This is a genomic window from Lichenicoccus sp., from assembly GCF_965277665.1.
GTDB lineage: Bacteria > Pseudomonadota > Alphaproteobacteria > Acetobacterales > Acetobacteraceae > Lichenicoccus.
In genome coordinates, this window is record NZ_OZ255835.1 from 1,031,078 (window position 1) to 1,052,222 (window position 21,145).

A 21,145-nucleotide genomic window follows, 5' to 3' on the forward strand; every position below is an offset into this window, starting at 1 on the left:
TATGATTTCGTCGGCATCCGGGACCTCTCCAGACCAAAAGACTGCCTCGGCACGACCGGTGGCCGCCCGCCCGACCGCACTCACCACCATCAGCGGCCTGCTGCCCTATCTGTGGCCGCGCGGCGACGTGCGTACCCGGCTGCTGGTCGCCGGAGCGGTGCTGCTGCTTGTGGCAGCCAAGGTCGCCACGGTCTATGTGCCGATCGTCTATAGCCGCGCCATCGACCGGCTCTCCCGGTACGATCCCAGCCACGTGATCGTGGGGCCCGCGGCGCACATGATTGTCGTGCCGGTGGCACTGATCGTGGCCTATGGGCTGCTGCGGATCGCCTCGGGCGGCTTCGGGGAGCTGCGCGACGCGGTCTTCGCACCGGTCAAGCAGCGGGTGATCCGGGTGGTCGCGATGCAGACCTTCCGGCATCTGCACGCGCTGTCGCTGCGCTTTCATCTCGACCGGCAGACCGGCGGGGTCACCCGCGCGATCGAGCGCGGCACGGTCGCCATCGAGCTGATCCTGCGGCTCGGCGTGTTCAACATCGTGCCGACCCTGCTCGAGACGCTGATGGTGACGGCGATCATCTGGCGCCTGTTCGACTGGCGGTTCGCGCTGGCGACCCTGCTGACGGTGGTGACCTATGTCGGCTTCACCGTGCTGTTCACCAGCTGGCGGATCGGCATCCGGCGGCGGATGAACGACATCGACAGCGAGGCCAGCGGCAAGGCGCTTGACAGCCTGCTGAACTACGAGACGGTCAAGTATTTCGGCAACGAGGGCCACGAGGCCGGGCGCTACGACGAGGCGCAGGCGCGCTACGAGCGCGCCGCGGTGCGCACCCAGGTCTCGCTGAACGTGCTCAATATCGGCCAGGCGACGATCATCGCGGTGGCGATGGCGATCATCATGCTCATGGCGGCGCGGGAGGTGGCGAGCGGCCGGCTGACGGTCGGCAAGTTCGTGCTGGTCAATACCTATCTGATGCAGCTCTATCAGCCGCTGAACTTCCTCGGCTTCGTCTATGCCTCGCTGCGCCAGGGCGTGGTCGACCTGGAGCAGATGTTCCGCCTGCTGGGCCAGGCGCAGGATGTCTCGGACCGTCCGGGCGCGCGCAGCCTCCCGGCGCGGCTCGAGGACGCGCCGGCAGCGGCGCTCGAGTTCCGCGACGTGCGGTTCGGCTACCGTGACGACCGCGAGATCCTGCACGGGATCAGCTTTTGGGTGCCGGCCGGCGGCCGCAGCGCCATCGTCGGCCCGACCGGCGCCGGCAAGTCCACCATCAGTCGGCTGCTGTTTCGGTTCTACGACGCCTGGGACGGCAGCGTGATGGTCGATGGCCGCGATGTCGGCGGGTACACCCAGGCGAGCCTGCGGGCGGCGATCGGGGTGGTGCCGCAGGACACCGTGCTGTTCAACGACACCATCCGCTACAACATCGCCTATGGCCGCATCGGCGCCAGCCAGGACGAGATCGAGCATGCCGCCCGCCTGGCGCAGGTGCATGAGTTCGTCATCAGGCTGCCGGACGGCTACGACACCAGGGTCGGCGAGCGCGGCCTCAAGCTGTCCGGCGGTGAGAAGCAGCGGGTGGCGATTGCCCGCACTATTCTCAAGAACCCGCGCATCCTGGTGCTCGACGAGGCAACGAGCTCGCTCGACACCCATACCGAGCAGGAGATCCAGACGGCCCTGCGCCAGGTCTCGGCGCACCGCACCACGCTGGTGATCGCGCACCGGCTGTCCACGGTGGTCGATGCCGACGAGATCCTGGTGCTGGACGAGGGCCATATCGTCGAGCGCGGCACGCATCGTGGCCTGCTGGCGGTGGGCGGCCTCTATGCCGGCATGTGGGCGGTGCAGGCCGAAGAGGAGCGGTCGGCGATCGCTGTCGGCTGAAAAAGCTAGGGATCTGATGGAGATGTGGCGATGAGCAGCGACCCGACCATTGGACAGGATGGCACCGTCCCGGCCGAGCTGAGCCATGCCGGTGCGGTGGTGGACAAGGCGATCGAGTACATGCTGGGCCAGGAGCTGCCGCCGCTGGCGATCGCGTCCGCCCTGCTCGGTGGCTCGCTGGCCCTGCTGGCGCGCACGATGGACGAGGGCGCCATGCTGCGCATGCTGGACAATGCGAGCCGCAGCGTGCGCGCAGGGGAGCTGCGTCCAGCGCCGCAGGCAAATGGGGCGCCGGAAGTACCGGAGGCTCAGGAATCCGGGCGCGGCGCTTGACGCAGGCCGGTCCGGAGGCCATAAGCCGCCGCTCCAATGCAAGCCGATGTCGGGGCCGCCATGCCTGCCCGGCCGCTGTCGTATCGAGGGTAAGAGAATGTCTCGCCGCTGCCAGATAACCGGCAAGGGCGTGCTGACGGGCAACAACGTCAGCCATGCCAACAACAAGACCCGTCGCCGCTTCCTGCCCAACCTGCAGGAGACGTCGGTGTTGTCCGACATCCTCGGCGGCACGATCCGGATGCGCGTCACCACCAACGGCCTGCGCACCATCGAGCATAATGGCGGCCTGGATGCCTTCCTGCTATCGACGCCGGACCGGCGGCTGCCGGTCGAGGCGCAGGTGATCAAGCGCCGCATCAAGCGCGCCCAGGACAAGAAGGCCGCCGCTCCGGCTGCCTGACGGCCCTCAGGTCCGTCCTGAGGCAGAGGGCGGGCTTGCAATGCCGAGGGTCCTGACGCAAGTCAGGACCAACAGCTGTCCGCCGGTCGGCGTCGCGCTGCATGATCCCGCCTCGCGGGTAAGCGGCGGATACCATTCGGCCCCCCGGGCGGGCGCACGGTGCTGTAGGGCTCCGACGGCGCCCGCTCGTCGTCGCCAATCCCGTGGGAGGTCCGCGTGTCCGTCATTTCCGAGCTCTCGAAGATCCGCAATATCGGGATCACCGCGCACATCGATGCCGGCAAGACCACCACCACCGAGCGCATCCTGTACTACACCGGCGTGTCGCACCGGATCGGCGAGGTGCATGAGGGCAACACCACGACCGACTACATGGACCAGGAGCGCGAGCGCGGGATCACCATCACCTCGGCGGCGGTGACGTGCGAGTGGAAGGACCACCGCATCAACATCATCGACACGCCCGGCCATATCGACTTCAACATCGAGGTGAACCGCTCGCTGCGCGTGCTCGACGGCGCGGTGTTCATCATCGAGGGCGTCGCCGGCGTGCAGCCGCAATCCGAGACCAACTGGCGTCTCGCCGACCGCTACCGGGTGCCGCGCATCATCTTCATCAACAAGCTGGACCGCACGGGTGCGGACTTCTACCGCGCGTTCGATACGCTCAAGGAGAAGCTCGACATCGTGGCGCTGCCGCTGCAGCTGCCGATCGGCATCGAGGAGAGCTTCGTCGGCGTCGTCGATCTGGTCGAGATGCGGGCGATCGTCTGGGAAGGCGGCGAACTCGGCGCCAAGTTCGGCTACCAGGACATTCCAGCCGACCTGAAGGAGCGCGCCGACGAGGCCCGCCAACTGCTGCTCGACACCGCGCTCGCCGCCGACAACGAGGCGATGGAGGAGTATTTCGAGAAGGGCGACGTCTCGGTCGCGACCCTGAAGCGGGCGATCAAGAAGGGCGCCATCTCAGGCGAGTTCCGGCCGGTGCTGTGCGGCACCGCGTTCAAGAACAAGGGCGTGCAGCCGCTGCTCGATGCCGTGCTGGACTACCTGCCGGCGCCGGACGAGGTGGAGGGCATTCGCGTCGCCGCCGAGGAGGGTCACGAGGACGAGGACCCGACCCTGCGCCGCCTGATCAGGATCGATCCGAAGGCGCCGTTCGCCGGCCTCGCCTTCAAGATCATCAACGACAAGTACGGCACGCTCACCTTCGTGCGGGTCTATTCCGGCACCCTGAAGTCCGGCGACATGGTCATGAACACGACCAAGGACCACAAGGAGCGCATCGGACGCATGTTCCAGATGCACGCCGACAAGCGCGCCGAGATCAAGGAAGTGACGGCGGGCGACATCGCGGCGTTCGTGGGGCTCAAGGATACCGGCACCGGCGACACGCTGGCCGCCTCAGAGGACCAGGTGATCCTGGAGCGCATGGCGTTCCCAGTGCCGGTGATCGACATCTCGGTCGAGCCGCGCACCAAGGATGCGGTCGAGAAGATGACGCTGGCGCTGCAGAAGCTCGCCGGCGAGGACCCCTCGCTGCGGCTGAAGACCGACCAGGAGACCGGCCAGACCATCCTGTCCGGCATGGGCGAGCTGCATCTCGAGATCATCATCGACCGGCTGCGCCGCGAATATGGCGTGGACGCCAATATCGGCGCGCCGCAGGTGGCCTATCGCGAGACCATCAGCAAGCCGCACACCGAGACCTATACCCACAAGAAGCAGTCGGGTGGCTCGGGCCAGTACGCCGAGGTCAAGATCGTGTTCGAGCCGCTGGAGCGCAACGCCGGCATCGTGTTCGAGAACAAGGTGGTCGGCGGCACGGTGCCGAAGGAATACATCCCGGCGGTCGAGAAGGGCATACGCATGCAGTCCTCCACCGGCGTGCTGGCCGGCTTCCAGACGGTGGACTTCAAGTACACCCTGACCGACGGCAAGTACCATGACGTGGATTCGTCCGCGCTGGCGTTCGAGATCGCGGCCAAGGCCTGCTTCCGCGAGGGCATGAAGAAGGCGTCTCCGGTCATCCTCGAGCCGATCATGGATGTCGAGGTGACCACGCCGCAGGACCATGTCGGCGACGTCGTCGGCGACCTCAATCGCCGCCGCGGCATGATCCAGAACCAGGAGAGCTCGGGCTCGACAATACTGGTGCGCGCCCAGGTGCCGCTGAAGGAGATGTTCGGCTACATCTCGCATCTGCGCTCGATGACCAAGGGTCGGGCCTCGTTCACCATGCAGTTCCACCATTACGATCCGGTGCCGCGCAACATCGCCGACGAGATCATGTCGAAGTCGGCCTGAGCGTGCCAGGGCGCTGCCCTGGACCCGCTGGGGCCTGAGGCCCCAGACCCCCATTCTTTAGATGTAGGGTTGCAAAGGCGAGCCTTTGCTGGGCTTGAGCCGCGAAGCGGATCGAGGGGGCGAAGCCATTGGCCTTCCTCTAACTGAACAAGGCCAGCAACGGATCGGAACTGCCGGACGAGCCACCCGACGAACTGCTCGGGTAGAGCGCCGAGAGGATCGGGTCGGTGCTGCTGCTGGAGCCTGAGCCCGGATACAGGATCGAGAGCATCGAGGTGTCCGAGCCATCGCTGCTGGCGGCCGAGGCGTTGGCCTGGGCGGTCAGGGCGAGGAACTGCTCGGAGGCCTGGTTGATGCCGGCCGTGGTCTTGTAGTTCGACAGCTTCACGTTGGCGGTCAGGTAGCTGACCTGCTGGTCGTAGGGCATCGAACTGTAGGTGTCCGAGACACCGAGGTTGGTAGTCACCACGCGGAGCAGGGTGGGATCCGCCATCAGGGCGGCGATGCTGGTGACGCTGCCGATGGTGCGGCTGAAATACAGCGCGCTGTCCATGCCGGCGATCTGCTGGCCCTGCTGGGTCTCGTATTGCGTGGCCTCATAGTTTTTCAGAATGCTCGACACGTTGGATGCATCGCTCAGCGCATTGGTCTGGGTGTCGCTGAGCACGGGCAGCGCCTGCAGCGTATCCCCGCTCTTGATCGCCGAGGCGAGGGCGCTCTCGAGGGTGACATTGCCCTTGGCATCGACCGATTGCACCGTCCCCAGCACCGCGCTGCCGTCGGTGAGGATCTGGCCCGGCTGCAGCAATGTGGCACCACTGCCCAGCGCGATCGTGCTGCTGCCGGCAGCGACCGCGGCGGCGGCAGTGAAGGTGGTGCCGATATTGCTGATCCCGGCGCCGACCGCGACATCGATCTGGGCCCCCGCGGCCAGGCTGAGCGAGGAGGCGGCGGTGAGCGTCGCGTTGCCCAGCTTGTCGATCGAGGCGATGGTGCCGATCGAGGAGCCGCCACTCATCAGCACGTCGCCCGCCTGCAGCTGCAGTCCGGCGACCCCGAGCGGGATGATGGTCTGAGTGTCGGTGATGTCTTTTGCCGCGGTGGTGGCATAGGTGGAATAGGTCTGCTGCGACAGCGACAGCGGGCCGTTCAGGCCCGGGTTGATGATGTTGAGCGTGCCGTTGGCACTCACGGTGGTGTTGAAGCCGGTGCTGGCCAGCGCCACGCTCAGCAGGCCGGTCGCGGTCTCGTTGGTCAGGATCTGGGTGCCGGTGGTGCTTGCTGTCGGTGCCGCGACGGCGACGATGGTAGCCTGCCGCAAGGTGGCGCCGGTCGCAGTCTTGGCCAGCACGATGCTGAAGGTCGGGCTGCCGGAGCTGAGCGCCCCGGTCACCACCGGGGGCGCCCCCGGCGTGCCGACGATCGAGCCGTCCGAGGCAAGGCTGTAGCTGCCGGTCACCGGATCGGTAGTCGTGCCGGTCGCCTGCAGTGCCGTGGTCAGCGCCGCGGTGATCGAGGCGGTGGCCGACCCGTCATCGAGCAGATACGACCAGGTCTGCGCGGGCGCCGCGGCGGTGAGCGCCGAATTCGCCGAGGCGTATTGCAGGTTCGCCATCGAGACTGTCGAGGCGGCACTGCCGCTGGAGCTCATGCTGCTGCCCGCGGCGTTGCCGAAATTCAGCGAGACGGTGGGGCGCTGCGCCATTGCCTGCACGAAATTGAGGTCGTCGGTGTTGCCGAGCGAGCGCACCAAGGAGCCGCTGGCCGAAGGGTTCTGCTTCAGCAGCTGGTTCAGCAGCCCGGTCTCGCCGATGCTGCCGCTGAGATTGTAGGCGCCGAGCACCACGGTGAGCGCCTGCAGGTTTTTGCTGCTCAGGATCTGGGCACTGCCGGAGATCGAGACGATGTCCTTGGTGAAGGCGGCGACCGTCCGGCTCAGGGCAGGATCGCTCTTGACGTAGCTGGCCACCTGCGCCGGCTCGTTCTTCTCGATCGACAGATAGGCGGTGATCGGGGACATCCCCGAGATCGAGGTCATGGCGGCAGGCGTCCCGGACCCGACTCAGGTCCAGGCAAACCTATACCAGGTCGAGGACGTATGCAACCTATAGTTGTGTCATGGCGTGGTGGATTTCTGGTTGTCGGTGCGCCGGATGAAGTCGGCGACGTTGTCGTGCAGCTGCTTCAGCGCCGCCTGGTTGGCATAGACCATATGTCCGGACTGGTATTGCCGGAACTCGATGTTGCCCTGCAGCGACGGCGGGATCGGCAGGTGCTGCATCTCGTAGATGCCTTCGTAGAACGGCGTCGCCAGGTCGAAATAGCCGGCGTTGAGCTGCACCTTCAGCTTGGGGTTGTATTTCATCGCGGTGGCCAGGTCGACCATCACGTTGGCCGAACTCTGCAGCTTGTCGTCGGCGCCGGGCGGCTGGTGCTGCGCGTCCCAGACCTTCTCCACGTCGATCTCCGGCTTGTAGGTGCGGTCCTGGCCGTAATGCAGGGTGCGGCGGACGTAGTCGTTGAACACCGACACATAGGCCGAGCCGATCGAGGCACTTTGCGGATCGTAGTCGGCCTCCTTGCTCAGCGGGTCCATGCTGGGCCCGGAGAAGCGGCTGTCCAGCCGTCCGGTGGTGGTGCCGCTGTCGTCCTGCAGCATCTTCTCGAACTGGCCGCCATCGACGCGCAGGTCCGACTTCTTCAGGTACTCGACCGGCAGCCCGGTATAGGCGTGCAGCCGCTCGGCGATATGCTCGCGAGCGGCGGGATCGAGCGCCGCGCCCTGCGCCAGGGCCTGCAGGTAGTCGGTGGTGGCGAAGTGCTCGACCTCGGCCAGCAGCGCAGTGAGATCGGTGTTCGTACCGGCGGGGAGCCGGTGGTGGTACCAGGCGGTGGCGGCAAAGGTCGGCAGCGCCACCACGTAGGGCAGGTCGATCCCCGGATTGAACCCCGGCTGGTCGATGCTGGCATCGAAGTTCAGGATCTGCGACAGCAGGATCACCCCGTTCAGGTCGATCTCCTTGTCGTTCTCGAGGTCGTTCGCCAGCACCGCCGAGCGGGTGGTGCCGTAGCTCTCGCCGAACAGGTATTTCGGCGAATTCCAGCGGCCGTATTTCGACAGGAAGGCGGCGATGAAGTCGGAAAAGGCGTGCCCGTCCTGGTCGATGCCGTAGAACGACTTCTCCTTGTCCGGCCCGGAGATGCGCGAGAACCCGGTGCCCGGGGCGTCGATGAAGACCAGGTCGGTGCTGTCCAGCAGGCTCTGGTCATTATCGACCAGGTTGTACGGCGCCGCATCGGTATGGCTGTCATTGGCGGTGATGACGCGGCGCGGGCCGAACGCGCCCATGTGCAGCCAGACGCTCGATGAACCCGGGCCACCATTATAGAGGAAGGTGATTGGGCGGTTCTCCGGGTGCGCGCCCTTCTTGAAATACGCGACATAGAACATCGAGGCCTCGGCGCTCTTGTCGGCCGCCTTGCCGTCGTCATCCTTGTCCTCGTCGCGGTCGCCATTGTTCGAAAGGCTGGCCTTCGTCAGGCTGGCGGTGTCGTCCCAGCCCTTCGGATGCACCACCAGCGTGCCGGCGGCGGCCTTGTAGTCCAGCCTCGCGCCGCCGAGCGTGACGCTGCCGTCGGTCAGGCTCTCGGTCGGCTGCAGGCCTGGCTTCTGGTCCGGGTGCTGGGCGCCTCCCGCCTTGTGCGGCTTGTCTGGAGCAGCATCGCCGGAAGGGCTGGTGTCGGCAGCGGCCGCGAAGCCTGCGCCGGGCGGCGCGAGCAGGACGGCACTCGCGAGGCAGGTCGCGGCGAGCAGCAAGGCGGCGGGTCTCAAGATGGTGTGTCTCCTGGTTGGTCGGTATCTCGTTGGATCAGGGCGGCAGGCTCCAGCCCGCCTCGGTATGCACCGCCCGGCCGTGCCGCTCCAGCCGGATCAGATGCGACAGCAGGTTCGCGCGCGCTGCACCGAGAAGCTCGGGCTTGAGACTGACATAGGCGCGCGCGAGCAAGGTCTCGAGCGAGCGCGCGGCGGCATCAAGCGTGCCGGCGATCGAGGCTTCACGCGCAAACCGGTGCTCCAGCAGGGCGGCCACCAGTCCGGCCGGGTCGTCGATCGCAGCCCCATGCGCCGACAGCATCAGGCGGTCGCCGCGATCACGCACGCGCTGCAGGCTGGCGATGAACAGGTCGAGATCGCCATGCGGCGGCGGCGGCACCACCGAGGTGGACCAGCCCATCACGTGGTCGCCGCTGAACAAGATGCCCTGCGGATGCGCGAAGCACAGATGGTCCATGGCGTGGCCGGGCGTGTACAGCGTGGTGAGGCCGCCGATGCTCTCGCCGTCATCGAGCCGGATCGCGGGCGCGAACGACGCGTCGCCGCTGATGCGGTAGCCCGCCGTGCGCGCCCCGCTGCGTCGGGCCAGGGTCTGCGCGCCGTCGAGATGGTCGCGATGCGTGTGGGTGACGAGGATGTGGGTGAGACGACCCGCCGCCTCGCGCAGGATCGCCGCCAGATGGCGCTCGTCCTCCGAGCCGGGATCGATCGCGACGGTGCCGCCCGCCCAGTCCACCAGCCAGGTATTGGTGCCGTGATAGGTCATCGGACCCGGATTGGGGGCCACGATGCGCCGGATGCCGGGCTGCACGACGAGCGGCACGCCCCGCGGCGGGACTGCCTCGGTCACCCGCCAGGCGCGCCGCCGCGCCGGCGGCCTCCCGGCTTGTCCGGGTGATGGCCGGCCACGCTCGGGCACACCAGGCTCAGATACATCAGGCTCGGGCACATCAGGCTCGGGCAAATCCGGGTTCGATCAGCCGAAGGCTCCGACATCGTGCATCACCGCGATGCTGATCTCGCGCAGCAGCTCGAACAGCCGGCCCATCGGCTGGAAGATCTCGGCATCCTCGCGCGAATAGGCGTGGTCGACGCGCGGGCCCCGCGGCTCGCGGAAATCGAGGCTCACCGAGCGGTCCGGCGCCTTCGGGAAGATCTCGCCGAGGGTCTTCAGCGCCGACGGGATCTCCAGGCGCAGGATCTGGTCGTCGAGATCCTGCCGGGTGAAGCCGTGCCGTGGCGAGAAATAGGGAATACGGGTGGAGAGCAGCCAGATCCGCTCGATCAGCGCCAGCCGGATGGCGTGCAGCAGCAGCTCCTTGAGCTGCATGCGCGGCGCATCCGGCCAGGCGACGCGCAGCGCCAGATGGTCGGCCTGGATGCGGCGGAACATCGACTGGGTGGTGGCCCACAGGTCGAGCCGCTCCAGCCCGGTGGCGAGCAGCACCAGCGCCTCGCGCCGGTGCGGATCACTCTCGTGCGCTGCGCGGTCGAGCCAGACGCCGGGATCGAGCGTCAGCACGATGGCGCGCAGCACGTCGCGGTCCGAATGCGCGAGCGCGTGGCTGGCGAAGTCCAAGGCCCGCCGGAAGCGCGCGCTCTTGAGCAGGAACTCCTCGAAGGTCTCCGGATGCCGCGCCGCGGCGAGCCCCAGCCCCTGCAGGGTGTTCGCGCACCAGCCGAGCTGCTGCAGGATGGCGTTGTTGGGGATCGCGCGCAGCTCGCTCGGGTGCTTGATGCGCGCGGGCGCGCCGCTGCTGTCGCTCTGGCGCGCCGGCGGCCGCGAGCCGGTGCGGTCGATCAGGGCCGGCCCGAAGGCGCCCAGCAGCGCCGCGTAGCCCGGATCCTCGACCAGGGCGGTCATGCCGGAGACGATGGTGGCGAAGAAGTCGGCCGAGAAGTCCGGCTCGTCGTAGATCGGGTCCTCGTCGAGCGACACGCTGGCGAAGGCGTGCTCGGCGATGGTGCCGATGGTGGCATCCGCCAGCGGCTGGGTGCCGAACAGCAGGTAGCCGTCGCCGCCTTGGAACGCCGCCTCCTCGCGATAGGCGATGCCGGCCTGGGAAAAGGTCGCGCGGGAACGGGCCGGCGACAGATAGTCGAGCCGGTCCGCCAGCCGGAACGGATGCGCGCCGCGGCCGATGCTCTCGCCATGGGTATCGAACAGGATCACCTCGACATCCGTCATGCCGCGCCGGAGCAGCAGGTCGGCGACCTTGAGACGCAGCCGCTCGACCAGGTAGGTGGCCGCCAGCTGCCCGACATAGCGCCCGGAATCGGAATAGCCGAACTGCAGCGCCATCCGGCCGGTGCGGCGCAGGTAGGAGCGCCAGTGCCGCGAGCGCAGCGCCTCCTCGACCACCTGGGCGCCGTGCTCCAGCGCCTCCTGGGTCTCGAACAGCGGGCTGATCTCGATATTGTCCTCGATGCCGAACAGCTTCGCCAGCCACAGCGCCACCAGCAGGGTATAGCCGCTCTCGGTCTCGGCGATCAGGAAGCGGATGCTGCTCGCGCTGTCGACATGCTTTGCGATCTGCGCCACCGTCATCATCAGCCGTGCGGCCGACGCTTGCTCGGTCAGCAGCGCGCCGAAATCCACCGGCGTCGGCTGCACGTCGTCAAGCGCGTCGTTGATCGCGGTCAGCAGCGCGCGCCGCTGCGCCGGGTTCTCCGGGCTGTCCTCGATGCCGAGCCGCTGGCGGGCGACGTTGTGGATCTGCGTCGAGTTCAGCCTGGTATGGGTGTGCGCGATCGCCATGCCGTGGCTGACGAAGCCGGCATGCGCCACTGCGAGCGGCAGCCGGTCCGCCTCGGGAGCGCCGGCGATGGCCGCGCGGAACGCCTGCTCGAGCTGCGCCGGGTCGTGGATGGCTTCCGCCCGGCGGTCGATCAGGGCGGCGGCGAACGCTGCCACCTGGGAGGGCTCGGCGGAGGCGGGACAGGCCTCGATTTGCGCGCGCACCGCCTCCGCCGCCTGGGCGACGCGGCCGGCGAGCGCGTCCGCCGGTTGCTCGAGGGCGCCGAGCTGGCGTTCCAGGCGCTGCAGCTGCAGCAGCTTCATGCGCAGCCGCAGCCGCAGCGTGTCCCACCAGCCGATATCGGTGCGGCCGTCGGTGTCGTAGCCGACCCAGCTCGCGAGCACGATCGGGCAGGGGCTCAGGGTGCTCCAGGCCTGCGGCCACAGCTTGGCCGCCTCGCGCAGCAGGGCGGCGTTCAGCTTGTCGATGGCGTTGCGGCCGAGCAGGATCGCGTCCACGGCGAAACCGAACTCGTCCTCCAGGGTCGGCACCGGCGGCCGCTGGCTGTTCAGGTTGGGGCCGTCCGGATCCGGCAACTCCGGCGTTCCGGTGGCGGATCGGGCCAGCGCGCGATAGGCCTCGGGTGCCAGGGCGAAGGTCGGATGCGCGGTGAACACGGCGGCGAAGCGCACCCGCTGCACCGCGGCGCGGAACTGCGCCAGCGGCACCGGGCTGTCGTTCGGATCCGGCCGCACCAGGCGCGCGGCGATCAGGCCCAGGCGGCTGTCGACGCTGGCGGGGGAGCCGTTTGCCGCGGCGACGCCGACATAGGCGCGCAGCCGCTGCGCACGGGCCAGGAACGCCTCGTCGCGGAGCTGCTGCACCAGGAGTGCGATCTCGTCGATGTCGAGGATGCCCTCGTCGAGCCGGCGCGACACCAGGAGTGCCACCGCCAGCACCGGGTTGCCGAACGGATCGTCCTCCTGCCGCTCGACCACGCCGCTTGCCTGCTCGATCAGGGCGTGCAGCCGGTCATGCGTCTTCGCGCCGGCGGGGCCGGCAGCACCCGCCGAAGCGAGATCATCCGGAGAGAGATCATCCATGGACAGGTCTCGCTCTGCTGAAGTCATGAAGGCGTCGTACGAAGGCTGGGCTCGAAGGCTGGGGCGCCAGGGCGGTTGGGGACAGGGCGGCGGCGGACAGGGGCGGCAGGGTTCCATGTCCGGGCCGGCCCCGCAACTGACCGTGTGCCGTGCAAGGATACTGCCGTGCGCACGGTTGGTGCCGCCAATTTCGATACCGCCTCGCGTGATGCTAAAGGCGGCAGCCGATGAGCATGGCGGCGCGATGACGACGAGTACACCGTGGCCGGGCACACCGAGGCCGGGCATCGGCGAGCCTGACCCCGACGCGGCCGCGCGGCGGTCGCTGCGACGCTACCGGAGGGTCGCGACCGGGCTGCTGGTCGGCATGGCGGCGCTCGCCGTTGCGGGATATGCGCTGGGGCGCGGCTTCTGGCCCGGCCTGCTGCAGGCCACCGCCAAGGCCGGCCTGATCGGCGGCCTGGCCGACTGGTTCGCCGTCACCGCCCTGTTCCGGCATCCGCTCGGGCTGCCGATCCCGCACACCGCCATCCTGCCGGCGCAGAAAGAGCGGCTCGGCCGGGCGCTGGGCAACTTCATCGCCAACCACGTCTTCACCGAGGCCGATATCGAGCGCGCCCTGGTGCGGCTCGACATGCCCGGCCTGCTGGCGCGGCTGCTGGCCGACCCGGAGAACGGCGCGCTGGCCGGACGTGCGTGCGCCGCCGCGCTGCCGCACCTGCTGGACCGGCTCGAGGATGGCCGGGCGGGCGAGCTGCTGGCCCGCGCCATGCAGCACCTGCTCAGCGGCGAGACGCTGGCGCCGGTGATCGCCCGGGTGCTGCGTGCCCTGGTGGAAGGCGACCGCCACCAGGAGGTGCTGAGCTTCCTGCTGGCCGAGCTGAAGTCGGTGCTGCGCGCCAAGGAGGAGAGCCTGCGGGTGATGATCGAGGAGCGGGTGCGCGAGCAGGGCGGCCGGCTGATCGGCTGGGCGATCGGCGGCTCGATCGCAACGCGGGTGATGAGCGCCATGAGCCAGGAGCTCGACCGCACCGATCCGGCCAACTCGGATTTGCGCGAGGCCTTCACGGTCTGGGTGCGCCGCGAGATCGACCGCATCGAGACCGACCCGGAACGGGCGCGCGAGCTGGGCGACGGGTTGCGCGGGCTGTTCGGGCACCAGAGTGTGCGCAGCTGGGGACAGGATATCTGGCAGCGCGCCCGCCAGATGATCGAGGCGGACCTGGAGCGGCCGGATGGCTGGGTCGTGCTGCTGGTCGCCGATGCGGGCCCGCGGCTGGGTGCGATGCTGAACCGCGACCAGGCGGCGCGGCTGCGCACCGATGCGACGGTGCGCCGGGCGGCGCTGCGCCTGCTGCCGGGGCTGCGCGAGCGCATGGCGGGCTTCATCGGCGCCGTGGTCGGCGGCTGGGACGCGCGCCTGATCACCGACAAGCTCGAACTGCGCGTCGGTCGCGACCTGCAGTATGTGCGGGTCAACGGCACGCTGGTGGGCGCGCTGGTGGGCGGCCTGTTCTACATGGCGTTGCGGGCGATGTTCGGCGCGGTGCAATCTTGAGCGGTCTGCACTGAGGCGGTCTGGCCGCGTTGTGACGGAAAACTGGCGGTTCCGGCGGCGGCGGCCTTGACGCGACCGGCCCGGAGCGTCATCTGCCGTAGGGAAACAGGACCGGCTCGGTCCTCAATTTGGCGGAAGCGATGCTGAGGCTGTCGAAGCTCACGGATTATGCCGTCGTCGTGCTGGTGCGGCTGGATGCCTGCCACGGCGTGACCACCTCGCCGTCGCTGGCGCAGGATACCGGCATTCCCGAGCCGACGGTGGCCAAGGTGCTGAAGGCGCTGGCGGCGGCGGAGCTGGTGGTGTCGCAGCGTGGCGCGCGCGGCGGCTATCGCCTGGCCGTGCCGCTCGACCGCATCCCGGTGGCCGAGGTGATCAGCGCCATTGACGGGCCGATCTCGCTGGCCGCCTGCGTCGATGGCGCCACCGGCTGCGAGGCGCAGCGACTGTGCCCGGTACGCGGCCGCTGGGACCCGGTGAACGAGGCGATCCGCGAGGCGCTGACCCGGATCACGCTGGCCGACATGCGCCCTGCAGACAGGCCACCAGCCGGGGCTGCGAGCCACCTGTTCGATATCGATCACCAGCCGACGCGGGCCGACGCGTCGTTAGCTGCCGAGTGAGGTTCTGAATGCCTGCTGTTGCCGACACGATCTCTGCCGTCGAGACCCTGAACGCCTCCACCTACAAGTGGGGCTTCGAGACCGACATCGAGATGGACTTCGCGCCGAAAGGCCTGAACGAGGACACCATCCGGCTGATCTCGGCGCGCAAGGAGGAACCCGAATGGCTGCTGGCCTGGCGGCTGAAGGCGTTCGCGGCCTGGGGCCAGATGGCCGAGCCGCGTTGGGCCAAGGTGGGCTACGCGCCGATCGACTACCAGGACGCCTATTACTATGCGGCGCCCAAGCGCAAGCCGGGGCCGAAGTCGCTCGACGAGGTCGATCCGCAGCTGCTCGCGACGTACGACAAGCTGGGCATCCCGATCCGCGAGCAGGCGATTCTAGCTGGAGTAGAGGGGGCCGGAGTAGAGGGGGCCGGGGAGGCCGCCGGCAGCGATGACGGTGGTGACGATGGCGGCGAGCCGGGCGACGGCGTGCGACCGCGGGTGGCGGTCGATGCGGTGTTCGACAGCGTGTCGGTGGCGACCACCTTCCGCAAGTCGCTGATGAAGGCGGGCGTGATCTTCTGTCCGATCAGCGAGGCGGTGCGCGAGCACCCCGAACTGGTGCAGCGCTACCTCGGCAGCGTGGTGCCGGCGTCCGACAACTTCTTCGCGGCACTGAACTCGGCGGTGTTCACCGACGGCTCGTTCGTCTTCGTGCCGAAGGGGGTGCGCTGCCCGATGGAGCTGTCGACCTATTTCCGGATCAACGCGCGCAATACCGGCCAGTTCGAGCGCACGCTGATCATCGCCGAGGAGGGCGCCTCGGTGTCCTACCTGGAGGGCTGCACGGCGCCGATGCGCGACGAGAACCAGCTGCACGCCGCCGTGGTCGAGCTGGTCGCGATGGACGACGCCAAGATCAAGTACAGCACGGTGCAGAACTGGTATCCGGGTGATGCGAACGGCGTCGGCGGGATCTACAACTTCGTCACCAAGCGCGGGGCGTGCCGGGGCGCGCGCAGCCACATCTCCTGGACCCAGGTCGAGACCGGCTCCGCGATCACCTGGAAGTATCCCTCCTGCATCCTGCAGGGCGAGGACAGCGTCGGCGAGTTCTATTCGGTGGCGGTGACCAACAACCACCAGCAGGCCGATACCGGCACCAAGATGATCCATATCGGCCGCGGCACGCGCTCGACCATCGTCGCCAAGACGATCAGCGCCGGACAGTCGGACAGCACCTATCGCGGGCTGGTGCGGATGATGCCGAAGGCGTCGGGGGCGCGGAACTTCACCCAGTGCGACAGCCTGCTGATCGGCGACCGCTGCGGCGCGCATACGGTGCCGTACATCGAGAACCGCAACATGACCGCGCGGGTCGAGCACGAGGCGACGACCTCGAAGATCTCCGAGGACCAGATGTTCTATTGCCGCCAGCGCGGCCTGTCGCAGGAGGACGCGGTCGGGTTGATCGTGAACGGCTTCTGCCGCGACGTGCTCAAGGAGTTGCCGATGGAGTTCGCCGTCGAGGCGCAGAAGCTGCTGCAGATCAGCCTCGAGGGCAGCGTCGGATGAGCACGACCCTCACGATCACCGGCCTGCACGCCCGGATCGACGATGCCGGGACCGAGAAGCCGATCCTGAAGGGCGTGGACCTCACGGTGCATCCCGGCGAGGTGCATGCGATCATGGGTCCGAACGGCTCCGGCAAGTCCACCTTGTCCTACGTGCTGGCCGGTCGCGCGGAGTACCAGGTGACCGCCGGCACGGTGCGGTTCGGCGAGCGGGACCTGCTGGCGCTGGAGCCCGAGGCGCGTGCGGCGGCAGGGCTGTTCCTGGCCTTCCAGGCGCCGATCGAGTTGCCGGGCGTGAACAACGCGAACTTCCTGCGCACCGCGGTGAACGCGGTGCGGCGCGCGCGCGGCGAGCCCGAACTCGATGCGGTCGGCTTCCTCAAGCTGGCCCGCACCGAGTGCAGGCGGCTGGGGATCCCGGATGCCATGCTCAAGCGCGCGGTCAATGTCGGCTTTTCCGGCGGCGAGAAGAAGCGCAACGAGGTGCTGCAGATGGCATTGCTGCGGCCGCGCTTCGCGATCCTCGACGAGACCGACAGCGGGCTCGATATCGACGCCCTGCGCATCGTGGCCGACGGGGTGAACGCGCTGCGGGCGCCGGACTTCTCGGCCCTGATCATCACCCACCACCAGCGGCTGCTCGACACCATCGTGCCGGACCAGGTGCATGTGATGTCGGCCGGACGCATCATCCGCAGCGGCGGCCCGGAACTCGCGCGCCAGCTGGAGGCGGAAGGCTACGCCCACCTGATCGCGGAGGCGGCGTGAACGCGATCGACAGCAACAACGCGGCTCAGTTCCTCGCACTCTACGATGGCCGGGCACAAGGTTCGGCATTGAACCAGGCAGGTGCTGCCTATCTTCGTCGCGCCGGGCTGCCGAGGCGCGACGTCGAAGCCTGGAAATACACCGATCTGCGTCCGCTCACGGCGCTCGCCGTGTCGGCCGACGAGCCGTGCTCCGAGGCAACCCTGGAGACAGCCGCAGGCCTGCTGCGGACTCTGGACCTGGAGTCCGCCGGTCTGTCTGGGACACCGCGGCTGGTGTTCGTCAACGGCTGCTTCGCGACCTCGCTCTCGCTCCTGCCGGAGCTGGCCGGGATGACGTGGCATGATGCGCCGACCGACGGCTTGCTGGCGCCGGGTGCCATGGCCGCGCTGAACGCGATGCTGAGCCGTGACGGAGCGTCGCTGCTGGTGTCGGCGGGCGTCGATGCCGGCCGGGTGCTGCTGGTGACACTTGGCGTCGGCACCGGCGCGCAGGCCGTGACCGGACATCCGCACCATCGCATCGTCCTGGAGGCCGATGCGCGTCTCTCGTTGCTCGAGATCGCGCACGGCAGCGGCCTCTATGTCAACAACCCGGTGCTCGACATCGACGTGCGGGCTGGCGCGCACCTGACGCATGTGCGGCTGCAGGACGAGGCGATCGAGGCGCTGCATCTCTCGACGGTGCATTCCGCGGTCGCCGAGCGCGGCTCGTATGACAGTTTCAGCCTGGCGCTGGGAGCGCGGCTGGCGCGCCACGAGGTGCATGCGACGATGCGCGGGCGTGGCGGCGAGGTGCAGGTGAACGGCGCGCAGCTGCTCGACGGCCAGCAGCATGCCGACCTGACCAGCGTGATCATGCACCAGGCGCCGTCCTGCATTTCGCGCCAGACAGTGAAGAACGTGCTCTCGGGTCGTTCGCGCGCGGTGTTCCAGGGCAAGATCGTGGTCGACCGGATCGCCCAGAAGACCGACGGCTACCAGATGAACCAGGCGCTGCTGCTGTCCGACGAGGCCGAGATCGACACCAAGCCGGAACTCGAGATCTATGCCGATGACGTGAAATGCAGCCACGGCGCCACCGCCGGCGCGCTCGACGAGGACCAGCTGTTCTATCTGCGCAGCCGCGGCGTGCCGGCCGGCCTCGCGCGGGCGATCCTGGTGCGCGCGTTCCTGGCCGATGCGCTCGGGCTGATCGACGACGCGGTGTCGCGCGCGGTGCTGGAACGCGCGCTCGATGCGTCATGGGCCAGGAAAGTCGCATGAACCAGATGACGCCCCTCGCGGTGCCGGAGCGCATCGTCGGCACTCTCGAAGCGCTGCGCGCCGACTTTCCGATCCTGTCGGAACCAGTGCACGGCAAGACGCTGGTGTTCCTGGACAGCGCGGCTTCCGCGATGAAGCCGGTGCAGGTGATCGACGCGATGTCGGACACCATGCGCCATCAGTACGCCAACGTGCATCGCGGGCTGCACTGGATGAGCGAGCGCACCACGGATGCCTACGAGGGCGTCCGGGACAAGGTTGCCCGCCTCATCAACGCGCCCTCGCGCGACGAGATCATCTTCACGCAGAACAGCACCGGCGCGATCAACCTGCTGGCGCATGCCTTCGGCGCCACGCTCAAGCCGGGTCAGGCGGTGGTGATCTCGGAGATGGAGCACCACTCCAACATCGTGCCCTGGCAGATGCTGCGCGACCGCGCCGGCATCGCGCTGCGCGTGGCGCGGGTGACGGATGCGGGCGAGCTCGACCTGGAGCATCTGGGCGAGTTGCTGGCGGATGGCCGGGTCGGGCTGGTCGCGGTCACCCACATGTCCAACGTGCTCGGCACGGTGACGCCGGCGGCGGCGATCGCGCGACTGGCGCACGCGCATGGCGCGAGCCTGATGCTGGACGGCTCGCAGGCGGTAGTGCACCGGGCGGTCGACGTGCAGGCGCTGGATGCCGACTTCTATGTGTTCACCGGCCACAAGCTGTACGGTCCGAGCGGCATCGGCGTGCTCTGGGGGCGGCGGGCGCTTTTGGAGACGATGCCGCCGTTCCTGGGCGGCGGCGACATGATCAGCAGCGTGAGCTTCGAGGAGAGCCGCTGGGCCGAGCTGCCGCATCGCTTCGAGGCCGGCACGCCGGCGATCGTGGAGGCCATCGGGCTGGGGGCGGCGATCGACTACGTACAGGCGATCGGCTTTCCGGCGCTGCAGGCGCACGAGGCGGCGCTGACCGCGCATGCGCTGGCGCGGCTGGAGGCGATCGAGGGGCTGCAGGTGCTGGGGCACGCTGCCGATCGCGGCGGCGTCATTGCCTTCACCTTGGCCCGCGCGCATGCGCATGACGTGGCGACGCTACTCGACCGCAACGGCATCGCGGTGCGGGCCGGCAACCATTGCGCCGAGCCGCTGATGCGGCGACTGGGGGTGAACAGCACCGCGCGCGCCAGTTTCGGCCTCTACACCACGATGCGCGAGATCGACCTGCTGGCGGAGACGCTGGAGCAGGTTCGCGTGTTCTTCGCCTGACGCAGGCAGCGGGGCAGCGACTGATGGAAGGCATGCAGGCGCCCCTGTCCCAGGACATGGCCGCGCTCTACCAGGAGATGATCGTCGATCGTGCCCGGGCGCCGCGGCATGCCGGTGTGCTCGAGCCGGCCGACGGCGCGGCGGATGGCGACAACCCGTTCTGCGGCGACCGGGTGCATGTGACCCTGCGCCTGGCGCCGCAAGGCGGTGTCGCGGAGCTGCGGCACCGGACCCGCGGCTGTGCGATCTGCATGGCATCCGCCGACCTGATGGCGGACGCCGTGGACGGCCTGCAGCGGCCGGCTATTGTCTCGCTGTACGAGCGGTTCGGTGCGATGCTGCGCGACGGCCGGTCAGATTCCGGTGACGATATGCCGGGCCGCCTCGGTTTGCTGACGGCGTTCGAGACCCTACATGAATACCGGTCGCGTATCCGCTGCGCGACCTTGCCCTGGACGGCATTGCTCGACGCAATGGCCGGGCCACCGGGAAAGGACGGATGATGGAGAACGAGATCGCACAGACCGGGATCGCGGAGACCGGGATGACACCGGCTGAACCGGGCGGCGGGTTCTCGCTTGACAGCTCCGAGACGGCGCGCAGCCAGGGCAGCTGGACGCCGGAAGGTGAGACTCTGGCGGTACCGTACGAGGACCAGGTCATCGCGGCCATCGCCACGGTCTATGACCCCGAGATTCCGGTCAACATCTACGAGCTCGGCCTGATCTACGCCATCGACCTGCATGATGACGGGCAGATCAAGGTGGAGATGACGCTGACCGCGCCGGGCTGCCCGAGTGCGCAGGAACTGCCGGTCGCGGTGCGGGACGCGGTGCTGGCGCTGCCCGGCGTCTCCGGCTGCGAGGTCGAGACGGTGTGGGATCCGCCCTGGGATCCGAGCCGGATGAGTGAGGATGCACGCCTAGCCCTGAACATGTTCTGAGAGATCGTCCGACAATGCTACTACGCTGGCAATCCGACGCGGATTTCTGCGCTTCCGGTGCTCACGGCCACACGGCCGCTCCGCTCCGGTTCTCGAAAGCCACGCCGGGCGTGCCGCGATGCGGCACTCTTGCTCAGCGTAGCGCATTGTCGAACGATCTCGGCACGATGGAAGACAACCGATGAATGCGACCTCCTCGACCCAGACCAGCTGTCGTCCCGTGCGTGCGCTGCCGCCTTTGATGTCGCTGTCGGATGCGGGGGCGGCGCGGCTGCAGGCGCTCTATGAAACGGCCCATGCGGGGCAGTTGCTGCGTATCAGCGTCGGCACCAAGGGGTGCTCCGGCCTCTCCTACGACATGGGCTGGGTGGACGCGGCCGGGCCGAACGACGAGGTCGTCACTGATCGCGGGCTGACCGTGCTGGTCGACCGCAAGGCGTCGCTGTTCCTGATCGGGACGGTGATGGACTACCAGGTCAAGGACCTGGAAGCCGGCTTCACCTTCGTCAATCCGAACGAGAAGGGCCGCTGCGGTTGCGGCGAGAGCTTCCACGTCTGAACGGTTCA

At 68.4% G+C, this 21,145-nt stretch carries 17 protein-coding genes; 13 read left to right on the forward strand and 4 right to left on the reverse strand.

The genetic code is table 11. From position 1 onward, the window contains the following. Position 1: 1 nt before the first annotated feature. From ACQY4O_RS04600 to fusA, 4 genes are all read left to right on the forward strand, one after another. Entirely contained in the window at positions 2–1,891 is a 1,890-nt protein-coding gene (locus ACQY4O_RS04600; protein WP_428375040.1) for an ABCB family ABC transporter ATP-binding protein/permease, read from the forward strand. 30 nt (positions 1,892–1,921) lie between these two features. Further along, on the forward strand, positions 1,922–2,224 hold the full coding sequence (locus ACQY4O_RS04605) for a hypothetical protein (protein ID WP_428375041.1): 303 nt from the start codon (positions 1,922–1,924) through the stop codon (positions 2,222–2,224). Positions 2,225–2,321: 97 nt separating this feature from the next. Beyond that, a complete protein-coding gene (rpmB, locus tag ACQY4O_RS04610) occupies positions 2,322–2,627 on the forward strand; it encodes a 50S ribosomal protein L28 (RefSeq protein ID WP_428375042.1) in 306 nt (101 codons plus the stop codon). Positions 2,628–2,843: 216 nt separating this feature from the next. Next, positions 2,844–4,934 carry an elongation factor G gene (fusA, locus tag ACQY4O_RS04615; protein ID WP_428375043.1) on the forward strand — a complete coding sequence of 697 codons (2,091 nt, stop codon included), beginning with the start codon at positions 2,844–2,846 and terminating at the stop codon, positions 4,932–4,934. Between the two features lie 139 nt (positions 4,935–5,073). On the opposite strand, the gene ACQY4O_RS04620 is transcribed toward fusA, so the two are convergent. The 4 genes from ACQY4O_RS04620 to ACQY4O_RS04635 form a co-directional block, all read right to left on the reverse strand. Continuing rightward, entirely contained in the window at positions 5,074–6,972 is a 1,899-nt protein-coding gene (locus ACQY4O_RS04620; RefSeq protein WP_428375044.1) for a DUF1217 domain-containing protein, read from the reverse strand. A gap of 78 nt (positions 6,973–7,050) precedes the next feature. Beyond that, complete coding sequence (locus tag ACQY4O_RS04625; RefSeq protein WP_428378107.1) at positions 7,051–8,715, reverse strand: S10 family peptidase; 1,665 nt, start codon at positions 8,713–8,715, stop codon at positions 7,051–7,053. A gap of 88 nt (positions 8,716–8,803) precedes the next feature. After that, positions 8,804–9,619: an MBL fold metallo-hydrolase gene (locus ACQY4O_RS04630; RefSeq protein ID WP_428375045.1), complete on the reverse strand. Its 816-nt coding sequence runs from the start codon at positions 9,617–9,619 to the stop codon at positions 8,804–8,806. A 126-nt stretch (positions 9,620–9,745) separates the two neighbouring features. Beyond that, complete coding sequence (locus ACQY4O_RS04635; RefSeq protein ID WP_428375046.1) at positions 9,746–12,610, reverse strand: phosphoenolpyruvate carboxylase; 2,865 nt, start codon at positions 12,608–12,610, stop codon at positions 9,746–9,748. A gap of 244 nt (positions 12,611–12,854) precedes the next feature. On the opposite strand from ACQY4O_RS04635, the gene ACQY4O_RS04640 reads away from it, so the two are divergent. The 9 genes from ACQY4O_RS04640 to ACQY4O_RS04680 all read left to right on the forward strand — a co-directional run bounded on the left by ACQY4O_RS04640 (position 12,855) and on the right by ACQY4O_RS04680 (position 21,137). Further along, positions 12,855–14,168, forward strand: a complete 1,314-nt coding sequence (locus ACQY4O_RS04640) for a DUF445 domain-containing protein (RefSeq protein ID WP_428375047.1) — start codon at positions 12,855–12,857, stop codon at positions 14,166–14,168. Between the two features lie 140 nt (positions 14,169–14,308). Continuing rightward, a complete protein-coding gene (locus tag ACQY4O_RS04645; protein ID WP_428375048.1) occupies positions 14,309–14,791 on the forward strand; it encodes an SUF system Fe-S cluster assembly regulator in 483 nt (160 codons plus the stop codon). An 8-nt stretch (positions 14,792–14,799) separates the two neighbouring features. Further along, complete coding sequence (gene sufB / locus ACQY4O_RS04650; RefSeq protein WP_428375049.1) at positions 14,800–16,350, forward strand: Fe-S cluster assembly protein SufB; 1,551 nt, start codon at positions 14,800–14,802, stop codon at positions 16,348–16,350. After that, positions 16,347–17,117 (forward strand): Fe-S cluster assembly ATPase SufC, encoded by a 771-nt coding sequence (gene sufC, locus ACQY4O_RS04655; RefSeq protein WP_428375050.1) that lies wholly within the window; start codon positions 16,347–16,349, stop codon positions 17,115–17,117. Before sufB ends, sufC begins: the two co-directional genes overlap by 4 nt. Then, positions 17,114–18,382 (forward strand): Fe-S cluster assembly protein SufD, encoded by a 1,269-nt coding sequence (sufD, locus tag ACQY4O_RS04660; RefSeq protein WP_428375051.1) that lies wholly within the window; start codon positions 17,114–17,116, stop codon positions 18,380–18,382. Before sufC ends, sufD begins: the two co-directional genes overlap by 4 nt. Positions 18,383–18,387: 5 nt before the next feature. Next, on the forward strand, positions 18,388–19,635 hold the full coding sequence (locus ACQY4O_RS04665; RefSeq protein WP_428378108.1) for a SufS family cysteine desulfurase: 1,248 nt from the start codon (positions 18,388–18,390) through the stop codon (positions 19,633–19,635). 32 nt (positions 19,636–19,667) lie between these two features. Then, positions 19,668–20,138, forward strand: a complete 471-nt coding sequence (gene sufU / locus ACQY4O_RS04670; protein ID WP_428375052.1) for a Fe-S cluster assembly sulfur transfer protein SufU — start codon at positions 19,668–19,670, stop codon at positions 20,136–20,138. Next, positions 20,135–20,578, forward strand: a complete 444-nt coding sequence (locus ACQY4O_RS04675) for an SUF system Fe-S cluster assembly protein (protein ID WP_428375053.1) — start codon at positions 20,135–20,137, stop codon at positions 20,576–20,578. Before sufU ends, ACQY4O_RS04675 begins: the two co-directional genes overlap by 4 nt. 181 nt (positions 20,579–20,759) lie before the next feature. After that, positions 20,760–21,137 carry a HesB/IscA family protein gene (locus ACQY4O_RS04680; protein WP_428375054.1) on the forward strand — a complete coding sequence of 126 codons (378 nt, stop codon included), beginning with the start codon at positions 20,760–20,762 and terminating at the stop codon, positions 21,135–21,137. The last annotated feature ends 8 nt before the right edge of the window (positions 21,138–21,145 follow it).

Excerpts from the sequence above, each read along its gene's own strand:
- ACQY4O_RS04675 (WP_428375053.1), top strand. The coding sequence starts at position 20,135 with ATGATGGAGAACGAGATCGCACAGACCGGGATCGCGGAGACCGGGATG.
- ACQY4O_RS04635 (WP_428375046.1), bottom strand. The coding sequence starts at position 12,610 with ATGGATGATCTCTCTCCGGATGATCTCGCTTCGGCGGGTGCTGCCGGC.
- ACQY4O_RS04680 (WP_428375054.1), top strand. The coding sequence starts at position 20,760 with ATGAATGCGACCTCCTCGACCCAGACCAGCTGTCGTCCCGTGCGTGCG.
- sufB (WP_428375049.1), top strand. The coding sequence starts at position 14,800 with ATGCCTGCTGTTGCCGACACGATCTCTGCCGTCGAGACCCTGAACGCC.
- ACQY4O_RS04645 (WP_428375048.1), top strand. The coding sequence starts at position 14,309 with ATGCTGAGGCTGTCGAAGCTCACGGATTATGCCGTCGTCGTGCTGGTG.
- ACQY4O_RS04665 (WP_428378108.1), top strand. The coding sequence starts at position 18,388 with ATGACGCCCCTCGCGGTGCCGGAGCGCATCGTCGGCACTCTCGAAGCG.
- sufU (WP_428375052.1), top strand. The coding sequence starts at position 19,668 with ATGCAGGCGCCCCTGTCCCAGGACATGGCCGCGCTCTACCAGGAGATG.
- sufC (WP_428375050.1), top strand. The coding sequence starts at position 16,347 with ATGAGCACGACCCTCACGATCACCGGCCTGCACGCCCGGATCGACGAT.
- ACQY4O_RS04620 (WP_428375044.1), bottom strand. The coding sequence starts at position 6,972 with ATGACCTCGATCTCGGGGATGTCCCCGATCACCGCCTATCTGTCGATC.
- ACQY4O_RS04605 (WP_428375041.1), top strand. The coding sequence starts at position 1,922 with ATGAGCAGCGACCCGACCATTGGACAGGATGGCACCGTCCCGGCCGAG.
- ACQY4O_RS04640 (WP_428375047.1), top strand. The coding sequence starts at position 12,855 with ATGACGACGAGTACACCGTGGCCGGGCACACCGAGGCCGGGCATCGGC.
- rpmB (WP_428375042.1), top strand. The coding sequence starts at position 2,322 with ATGTCTCGCCGCTGCCAGATAACCGGCAAGGGCGTGCTGACGGGCAAC.
- ACQY4O_RS04600 (WP_428375040.1), top strand. The coding sequence starts at position 2 with ATGATTTCGTCGGCATCCGGGACCTCTCCAGACCAAAAGACTGCCTCG.